The organism is Methanocalculus sp. (assembly GCF_029762515.1).
Classification (GTDB): Archaea; Halobacteriota; Methanomicrobia; order Methanomicrobiales; family Methanocorpusculaceae; genus Methanocalculus.
The window spans coordinates 1-7,375 of sequence record NZ_JARVGN010000072.1 but is presented as its reverse complement, the minus strand read 5'-3'; the positions used below and the strand labels follow the sequence as shown (position 1 = coordinate 7,375).

General features: G+C 51.4%; 13 protein-coding genes and 1 pseudogene. 9 read left to right on the top strand and 5 right to left on the bottom strand.

Translation table 11 applies throughout. The annotated features are described in order from the left end of the window. Positions 1 to 163: 163 nt before the first annotated feature. Together QCH34_RS03905 and QCH34_RS03900 are read right to left on the bottom strand one after the other, a co-directional pair. Positions 164 to 568, bottom strand: coding sequence for a molybdenum cofactor biosynthesis protein MoaE (locus QCH34_RS03905; protein ID WP_300330416.1), 405 nt, complete (start codon positions 566 to 568; stop codon positions 164 to 166). A gap of 5 nt (positions 569 to 573) precedes the next feature. Then, positions 574 to 849 (bottom strand): ubiquitin-like small modifier protein 1, encoded by a 276-nt coding sequence (locus tag QCH34_RS03900; protein WP_300330413.1) that lies wholly within the window; start codon positions 847 to 849, stop codon positions 574 to 576. Positions 850 to 932: 83 nt separating this feature from the next. Here QCH34_RS03900 and larE point away from each other — a divergent pair, with 83 nt between their 5' ends. The 3 genes and pseudogenes from larE (at position 933) to QCH34_RS03885 (ending at position 2,755) form a co-directional block, all read left to right on the top strand. Further along, on the top strand, positions 933 to 1,721 hold the full coding sequence (gene larE / locus QCH34_RS03895) for an ATP-dependent sacrificial sulfur transferase LarE (protein WP_300330410.1): 789 nt from the start codon (positions 933 to 935) through the stop codon (positions 1,719 to 1,721). Positions 1,722 to 1,811: 90 nt separating this feature from the next. Beyond that, positions 1,812 to 1,916, top strand: a pseudogene (locus QCH34_RS03890) (transcriptional regulator); the annotation flags it as partial. 11 nt (positions 1,917 to 1,927) lie between these two features. Further along, positions 1,928 to 2,755: a 4Fe-4S binding protein gene (locus QCH34_RS03885; RefSeq protein ID WP_300330407.1), complete on the top strand. Its 828-nt coding sequence runs from the start codon at positions 1,928 to 1,930 to the stop codon at positions 2,753 to 2,755. A gap of 51 nt (positions 2,756 to 2,806) precedes the next feature. On the opposite strand, the gene QCH34_RS03880 is transcribed toward QCH34_RS03885, so the two are convergent. After that, positions 2,807 to 3,175: a ferritin family protein gene (locus tag QCH34_RS03880; protein ID WP_300330403.1), complete on the bottom strand. Its 369-nt coding sequence runs from the start codon at positions 3,173 to 3,175 to the stop codon at positions 2,807 to 2,809. Between the two features lie 180 nt (positions 3,176 to 3,355). Between QCH34_RS03880 and QCH34_RS03875 the strand changes: the two genes are divergently transcribed. From QCH34_RS03875 to QCH34_RS03865, 3 genes are all read left to right on the top strand, one after another. After that, positions 3,356 to 4,201 (top strand): hypothetical protein, encoded by an 846-nt coding sequence (locus QCH34_RS03875; protein WP_300330400.1) that lies wholly within the window; start codon positions 3,356 to 3,358, stop codon positions 4,199 to 4,201. 76 nt (positions 4,202 to 4,277) lie between these two features. Further along, on the top strand, positions 4,278 to 4,514 hold the full coding sequence (locus QCH34_RS03870) for a hypothetical protein (RefSeq protein WP_300330396.1): 237 nt from the start codon (positions 4,278 to 4,280) through the stop codon (positions 4,512 to 4,514). A gap of 4 nt (positions 4,515 to 4,518) precedes the next feature. Then, positions 4,519 to 4,779, top strand: coding sequence for a hypothetical protein (locus tag QCH34_RS03865; RefSeq protein WP_300330391.1), 261 nt, complete (start codon positions 4,519 to 4,521; stop codon positions 4,777 to 4,779). Positions 4,780 to 4,866: 87 nt separating this feature from the next. Here QCH34_RS03865 and QCH34_RS03860 read toward each other — a convergent pair whose 3' ends face one another. After that, positions 4,867 to 5,007 carry a hypothetical protein gene (locus QCH34_RS03860; protein ID WP_300330388.1) on the bottom strand — a complete coding sequence of 47 codons (141 nt, stop codon included), beginning with the start codon at positions 5,005 to 5,007 and terminating at the stop codon, positions 4,867 to 4,869. A 230-nt stretch (positions 5,008 to 5,237) separates the two neighbouring features. Here QCH34_RS03860 and QCH34_RS03855 point away from each other — a divergent pair, with 230 nt between their 5' ends. The 3 genes from QCH34_RS03855 (at position 5,238) to QCH34_RS03845 (ending at position 6,446) form a co-directional block, all read left to right on the top strand. Continuing rightward, positions 5,238 to 5,474 (top strand): hypothetical protein, encoded by a 237-nt coding sequence (locus tag QCH34_RS03855; RefSeq protein WP_300330385.1) that lies wholly within the window; start codon positions 5,238 to 5,240, stop codon positions 5,472 to 5,474. After that, complete coding sequence (locus QCH34_RS03850) at positions 5,471 to 5,746, top strand: type II toxin-antitoxin system RelE/ParE family toxin (protein WP_300330382.1); 276 nt, start codon at positions 5,471 to 5,473, stop codon at positions 5,744 to 5,746. Before QCH34_RS03855 ends, QCH34_RS03850 begins: the two co-directional genes overlap by 4 nt. Positions 5,747 to 5,813: 67 nt before the next feature. Beyond that, the gene (locus tag QCH34_RS03845; RefSeq protein WP_300330379.1) at positions 5,814 to 6,446 is read left to right on the top strand and encodes a DUF5591 domain-containing protein; all 633 of its coding nucleotides are present in this window, start codon (positions 5,814 to 5,816) and stop codon (positions 6,444 to 6,446) included. A 6-nt stretch (positions 6,447 to 6,452) separates the two neighbouring features. Here QCH34_RS03845 and QCH34_RS03840 read toward each other — a convergent pair whose 3' ends face one another. Continuing rightward, positions 6,453 to 7,313 (bottom strand): methanogenesis marker 8 protein, encoded by an 861-nt coding sequence (locus tag QCH34_RS03840; protein ID WP_300330376.1) that lies wholly within the window; start codon positions 7,311 to 7,313, stop codon positions 6,453 to 6,455. Between the last annotated feature and the right edge of the window lie 62 nt (positions 7,314 to 7,375).

Below are 7,375 nucleotides of genomic sequence, written 5' to 3'. Positions count from 1 at the left end.
GGTGGGACCTCGCCCCGCCGCTATCGCACCTGTGATTACTGCGGGAAGGGTTCTCTTGGACCCTATACCGATCGTGAGTGGGATGCCCGGGGACGGATCTGCGAGGAATGCGAATATGCAGAGATGGCAGACGGAACACTCTGGTGAAGAGGATTAAAGAAGTTTAATGGTGCTCTCCGTGCACCCACCGTTCCCCGTCCGGCGTATACTCCTTCTTCCAGATCGGGACACGTTCCTTCAGCCGGTCGATGATGTATTCGCATCCCTCAAATGCTTCCCGCCTGTGGCCTGCCCCGACCAGAATTAAAACGATGTTGTCGCCGATATCAAGGTCGCCGATCCGGTGGATTATATCAACGGATTTGATCGGAAACTTCGCGAATGCCTCGTCACGGATCGCTTCGAGTTCCTCCACGGCGACCTCCTGGTGTGCCTCAAGCTCGATCCGCTCGATCCCGTCATCCCGGACAATCCCGATGAACGAGACGAAGCCGCCCATATCAGAGGCTTTTCTCTCCTCGATCAGCCTGTTGATATCAAAGTCTTCCTGGGTAACTGTAACAACCATTCTCTTCAGCCTCCGGCAACTGGTGGATAGAGTGCAATCTCATCGCCGTCATTGAGGATGACTGACTCAATCTCACTGTGGTTCACCCGCTTTTTGTTCTGCATCACGATGATATAGCGGCGAAGGGTGCCGTCATCATCATACAGGGATGCCTTCATCTTCGGGTTTTTCCGGGCGATCTCCTGAAGCAGTGCCGCGAGTGTTGTTCCCTCAGCCACTTCCCTGGTGGTCTCTGATCCGAGTACCTCCCTGAAACGTGCAAATGCTTTGATCGTGATCATCAATTCAGATCATCTCCATATACTTATTCTCTTTCGATGCCTTATATGCAGGTACTTGTGAGCTTAGGAGGGGATCTGAAGAGATGAATGATCAATTCAAACGGGTCGTGAAGATTCTTGGGGATCTTGGACCATTGATCGTTGCCTATTCCGGGGGAGTTGATAGTTCACTCCTTGCTGCGGTTGTCTCCAGCAACCCTGATGGAAAGGCCCGGTATATACTCCTCGACTCACCCCTCATGCCCCGCCGGGCAGTGGATGAGGCTCTCAGGATCGCAGAAGAACTTGGAATCGACTGCGAGGTGGTTCCTTTTCCTATTCTTGATGATGAGCGATTCTGTGAGAACCCTGTTGATCGGTGTGCAGTCTGCAAACGTGCGCAATCCAGTATCCTGAAAGAGATCGGGGAAGGTGCCGTGATCATTGATGGCGCGAACACTTCTGATCTCGGGGAATTTCGGCCCGGCCTTGCTGTGAGTGATGAGGAGGGGATCATCCATCCTTTTATCGAGGCTGAAATTGGTAAACCGGAGATCCGTGAGATGGCTCGTGAATGCGGGTATTCTTTCCGGGACAAGCCCTCAGATGCCTGCCTTGCGACCCGGATCCCCTATGGGGAACCGGTCACATATGAGAAACTGCGCATCATAGAAATGGGAGAAGAGATCCTGAGGGGCTTGGGACTCTCCCGGTTTCGATTCAGAATCCATGGAGATATTGCCAGAATCGAAGTGCCTCCGGAGGAGTTTGGGCTGGCACTTGCGGGTCGTGATGAGATTGTATCAGCAGTCAGAGAGCTTGGGTTATTATATGCCACGCTCGATCTGGCCGGATTTCGGAGCGGGAGCATGGATGAAACACTCTCTTTGTAAACCCCTCACCCCTCCTCCTTCCCGGTAATTTTTCGAGATATCTCCTGCTGGAGGCAGGGCATCACGCATGGCTCGAGCTTTGTTGATCAGATCAAGGTAGTTGGCGTGATCAGAGATATTAAGCGCTGGGCACTCAAATGGAAAATAGATAACCTTCCCTGTGGCGAGCAGGATTGTAAGGATTGCATCTTATAGGAGGAAAAAACATGAAAAGACAGATCATCAGGATTAATGAGGATCTCTGCACCGGGTGTGGGGAATGCATCCCCGACTGCCCTGAGGGAGCACTTCAGATCATCGACGGAAAAGCCCGGCTGGTCAGCGATCTCTACTGCGATGGCCTTGGCGCCTGTATCGGCACCTGTCCGGAAGGGGCAATCTCGGTTATCGAACGCGAAGCTGAGCCGTATGATGAATGGGAGGTGATGCGGACGATCGTTTCCAAGGGTGATGCTGTCATCAGGGCACATCTTGAACATCTTGACAAGCATGACCGGATGGATCTCTATGAACGGGCTGTTGCCTTCCTCCAGGAGCATGATATTCCGGTGCCCTACCAGGAGAAAGGACCGACAGAGTCCCCCTGCACCCACCCGGACTGTCCGGGAACGGCTCCGCACACCATCATCCGGGATGACGTGAAGGGAGCTGGTGCCCCGGCACCATCTGAACTCAGGCAGTGGCCGGTTCAGCTCCGGCTCATCAATCCCGCAGCACCCTGTTTCGATGATGCGGATCTCCTCGTCTCCTCAGACTGCGTCCCGTTTGCATACGGGAATTTCCATGCCGATCTCCTGAAAAACCGTGTGCTGGTGAACTTCTGCCCGAAACTGGATTCTGATATTGAAGGATATATCCAGATTCTGGTTGAGATCTTCACCCTGCATAAGATCAAAACGATCACCGTCGCCCATATGGAGGTGCCCTGTTGTTCCGGTGTCCGGTATGTGGTTGAGCGGGCACTTGAGGAAGCCGGTGTGGATATCCCGATCATCGAGAAGACGATCACGGTTTCAGGCGGGATACGGGATTAAGAAAACAATCTCTCCTGCATTCCTGAATAACGAAAAAAGATATTAAGCGAATTATTTCTTCGCTTTTAACTTTTCAATCTCTTCCTCAACCTCTTTTACACCTTCTGCATAGAACTCTCCCTCTTTTGGATCGAGTTCCATCAGGAGCCGGTATAATTCACCTGCATGGACCTTCTCTTCGTCTGCGATGTCGGTTAAGACCTCTTTTGCAAGAGGGTTATCGGTTGCATCTGCGATCTGCATATACAGCTGGATAGCCTCAAACTCGGCTGCCATGCTGTAGCGGATGGTGCGGATGAGCTCATCATGGGAGATCTTTCGGTTGATATTATTTCCTGCGAATGGATTTGCAAATTCAGGCATAAAATTCCTCCTGTTCTCTATGGGCTGTTCACCAAGCCCTTTCTCTTTGTACGGCATTAATGGTTATAAGTGTTCTTGGTGTGAAAACCGGCTCTCGTAGAGAATATTTTCGTCAGGGGAATGGATGTTGTGATGGCTGAAATGTTTTTGCATCCCTTATTTCCGTGGGAAGGCTATTTCTTCCCCCGAAGCTCACCGTGAGTTCATCTGAATAGAAGAGAGGATACCATGCACCAGTTGACGACCCTCGCACGCCCCATTGATCCAATGTACCCGACGAACCGGGCAATCATCATCATGACACTCCTCGTCTCGACAGGGGCTGCAGGTTCGTCTCTTTATCTGGGTGAAACCCTGTTTCCCGCCATTCATCAGGGGTTTATTGCCGGTATTGCCATCTTCTTTGCATGGGCGATCTCCCGGGAGCTTGACCCCGACTCAGAGTATGCTGCGTTTCTGCCTGCTCTGATCTGTATCCCTCTCCTTCTCATTGCTCAAGAGCCAGGTTTTCTGACCTCACTCTTCGTGCTGCTCCTTCTCCGGATAGTGAACCGGACGACCGGGCAGCCGGCCGGGTCCCTTGATTCAGCTGCTCTGCTCCTTCTTGCCGGATGGCTGGTTTCCGGGGGTTTCTGGCTGGCAGGTCCCGCAGCGTTAGCTGCCTTTATCCTTGATTTACGGCTGAAAGAACCAGATTTCCATCAGATATGGTTTGCTGCAGTTCTGCTTATCGGGTTGGTTGCATATGCAGCGTTCTTTGGGATCACCCTGCCACCCCTCCCTCTCCCGGTCTCATCATGGCTCCTCATCTGGATGCTTGCAGCTCCTCTCTTATTCAGTTCAGTCCTCTTCAGGAAGGATCAGACTCTGTCTGTGGGTGATCGGACTAAAGAGCCGCTTGATCGGGGCCGGGTGCAGGCTGCCCGGCTCCTTGGTCTCTCTGTTGTGATGGTGGCGATTGCTACCGGGGGGGTGGGTGCGTTTGTTTTGCTATTGCCCTTATGGGCAAGCCTGGTTGGCCTTGGGGTGTCTGGGTGTATTATGTGGGTTGTGAGGGGTAGCCGTGCCAGAATGTATATCTGATCTTTCTCTCAATCGGTTAATGATCAATTAATCTATTATTGAATGTACATTTATTATGTGCTCAGGGGTGATCTCTATGAACATTAATATTGGAAGACCATATGAAGAGGCAATCCGGAGGATCATCGATAAGGGATATGCAGGGAATCAGACGGAGGTTATTCGTCAGGCTATACTCGCATACGAAAGGATGATTGAAGAGGAAGAGTTGATGCTGGTTCACAGAGGGGTCTCCATAGAGATGGGTGAGGTTCTGGCTGGAAAAACTCCTCTCACCTCTCTGGATGAGGTGAGACGGCTCATTACGAAGTGATCGAATGGAGATCCTCTTCCTTGATGCTGCACGGAAAGAGTTTGAAAGGTTACCAAACGATCTTCAGCATCTCTTCCTTTCGCATTTTGAAAAGATACAATCCATGCCTCCCCGCCGTCATTTGAGGTATGGCATCCCCTCTCATGTTGAGAAGGTGACGCGGCAGGCACGGATTATATATGAGATTCATGAAGATACCCTGTATATCCTCCACTGTTTTGCAGATCACAAGGAATATGAGCAGTGGTATAATTCATATCGCTGATCTCTCTGCCTTCTATCTGCAGGATACAGCTCTACCGGATTGGATCGGAGATAAAAATGATTTTGGTTCTGATACATTACGCCTGGATCAACCCTGCCGATATTCGCAGAATTGGCAGAGCGGGCAGGGATAGATTGCCTCGTCCTTGCTTGCAAGGGTGATCGACTTTCCACATTTCTTGCATACATACCTGCCCTCTCCGGGCTTGTCACCACATTTGATTGACATGAATTATGTTCGGATGTTTACGAATATAAATCTTCTGGAAGAACAACAGGATCTCACCAATGTTAACCTATCCGCACCCTTCATCCTCCTCCACAACCCATGTCTATAAGACAACTATGGGTGGCAACACCAACCCCTCTGATTAGCCCCTCCTTACCGATCCCCCTTTCTACCTTCCTGAGTTTGAGTGGTAGTAATCTTTATGGTATACTGGGGTGTACTATAGTATCATGGCGACATCCCAGACGATTAAGCTTGAATCTTCAACAAAAGAGCGACTGACCAGGTTGAAGATTCATCCCCGTGAAACCTATAATGACTGTATTGAGCGCCTGATTGATGTAATGTATGATGATGAACCTCTCTCTGAAGAGACCCTCAGGCGTCTGGATGAGGCAGAGATCTATATAAAAGCAGGAAAATTCAGGCCTCTTGATGACGCTATGAGGGATCTTGATCTCCTGTGAAACCTTTTGACATTGTCATCATCCCTCCAGCTGAACGGGATCTTGCCAGGCTCGATCCACAATCGGCTCAGCGCATCCAAAAGGCGCTTACAGATCTTGCAAATGAGGAGAACCCGTACAGGTTTCTCAAACGTCTGGAAGGGAACCATAATCCTCCGTTCTTCTCACTCAGGGTTGGAAAATACCGCGCTATTCTGAAGATCCATAATGAGCGTCTGATCATTGTCGTGGTTGAGGTGGGACCTCGAAGAACAGTATACAGAACATTCTAACCGATACTTCTTTGTGGGCAACCCGCACCTTTCATCCTCCTCTGCAACCAACATCTAAGAGACAACCATGGGCGGCAATAACAACCCATCTGATAAGCCCCTCCTTACCGATCCCCCCTTCTATCTTTCGGAGTTTGAACAGTCTTACCGCTACATCATTGATGAATATGATGTCGAACCAAAGGATATCGGGATCTTCCTCCCCTGTGCGATGCGGAAACCCTACAGCACAAGCCCGAGCCACCAGCTGATCAAAATGGTCATCTCGCAGGTCTTTTCAGACGATCAGTACCATATCGTCGTCTTTGGGACATGCGGGATCGTGCCATCCGAACTTGAGGAGATGTACCCCTATGCCCATTACAAGTACATGCTCGGCAAAGTAAAAGACCAGAAAGTCCTTGATGACTTTCTCAGGATCGAGACCGGTCGCGTTGCCGGTTACCTTGCCAAGACGAAAGGGGTCTACCGGTACCGGATCGCCTACTGCCTTGGGATCTTCCGGGAGGCTCTGATCCGTGGAGCTGAGCAGGCCGGGGTAAGAATCGATCTCATTCTCCCGACCCGGAATATCATCAATAAGGTGATAGAGGAAGGAGACTGTGCCTTCCAGGAAGGGAGCCTCTCGATGGACGACTATCTCGGGGAGTTCTGTGAAGAGCTCGTCCGGTTCAGAAACGAGCACCTGAAAAAAGAGTAATTCTCTTCAGATCAAGGGCTCCGGCTGCGTGCCACCTGTTGCCGGGAGCTTTGCCTGCTTGATTAAGACCGGCTCATCAGATTGCCGGATCTTCTCAATTACGATCTCCTTTCCTTTCTCTGTCATCGCAAATACCGGTACCGAGACACCTGCCTGAACAAGTGCCCGGGCACCTGCGATCTCCCTGATTGGTCCGGATGCACAGGCTGTCACCAGATCAGCTGCACCCACGAGGGCCTGCGCCTCTTCTATTGTAAAACCGGTTGTGTGGACGCCGATGATGAGGACATTCGGATACAGCCCCCGGATTGCCTCTGCATCCTGCGGGAGTGCCACGGTGGCGGCGATCCCGGTGAATCCTTCTGCGACCGCACGGGATGCCCCGCCCACCTGATCCATCGCTCCTGTCTCGGGATATACGACGATACCGCCTGCCTCCTCGATCTTCCTGATGACTGAGGGATAGGGGGTCGTAAAGACGAGCCCGGACATCCTGCCGCCGATCCCCTGGACAAGTGAGGGTGTTGGTGCGATCACGGTTCCGGCACCATCACAGGCGAGGACTGCTGCATCCAGCATCCCTGCCTTCATCCCGAAGCTGATGATCTCGGATGCCCCGAACCCGACAAACTCCCGGTCATCTTCGACCTCGCGTTCGGGGGTGCACATCCCAAATGCCTGTATCCGGTGTGTGATGTTTGCGGCAATATGCTCCTTTGTCATCTCCGGAATCGGGTATGCAAACCGCTTTGCAAGGGGGCAGTCATGGATGAGCGGATCACCTACCTCCACCACGATACCGTTTCTGATCACAATCCGTGCCCGTCCGCTTGCCTCAATGATATGTTCGTCCTCTTGTGTCGGCATCTGTTTATCACCTGATTACTCTGGTCTGTTCCTTTTGTTCATTGGCATTTTTTTTCTTGAGA

Excerpts from the sequence above, each read along its gene's own strand:
- QCH34_RS03905 (WP_300330416.1), bottom strand. The coding sequence starts at position 568 with ATGGTTGTTACAGTTACCCAGGAAGACTTTGATATCAACAGGCTGATC.
- QCH34_RS03900 (WP_300330413.1), bottom strand. The coding sequence starts at position 849 with ATGATCACGATCAAAGCATTTGCACGTTTCAGGGAGGTACTCGGATCA.
- larE (WP_300330410.1), top strand. The coding sequence starts at position 933 with ATGAATGATCAATTCAAACGGGTCGTGAAGATTCTTGGGGATCTTGGA.
- QCH34_RS03885 (WP_300330407.1), top strand. The coding sequence starts at position 1,928 with ATGAAAAGACAGATCATCAGGATTAATGAGGATCTCTGCACCGGGTGT.
- QCH34_RS03880 (WP_300330403.1), bottom strand. The coding sequence starts at position 3,175 with ATGCCGTACAAAGAGAAAGGGCTTGGTGAACAGCCCATAGAGAACAGG.
- QCH34_RS03870 (WP_300330396.1), top strand. The coding sequence starts at position 4,278 with ATGAACATTAATATTGGAAGACCATATGAAGAGGCAATCCGGAGGATC.
- QCH34_RS03865 (WP_300330391.1), top strand. The coding sequence starts at position 4,519 with ATGGAGATCCTCTTCCTTGATGCTGCACGGAAAGAGTTTGAAAGGTTA.
- QCH34_RS03860 (WP_300330388.1), bottom strand. The coding sequence starts at position 5,007 with ATGTCAATCAAATGTGGTGACAAGCCCGGAGAGGGCAGGTATGTATGC.
- QCH34_RS03855 (WP_300330385.1), top strand. The coding sequence starts at position 5,238 with ATGGCGACATCCCAGACGATTAAGCTTGAATCTTCAACAAAAGAGCGA.
- QCH34_RS03845 (WP_300330379.1), top strand. The coding sequence starts at position 5,814 with ATGGGCGGCAATAACAACCCATCTGATAAGCCCCTCCTTACCGATCCC.
- QCH34_RS03840 (WP_300330376.1), bottom strand. The coding sequence starts at position 7,313 with ATGCCGACACAAGAGGACGAACATATCATTGAGGCAAGCGGACGGGCA.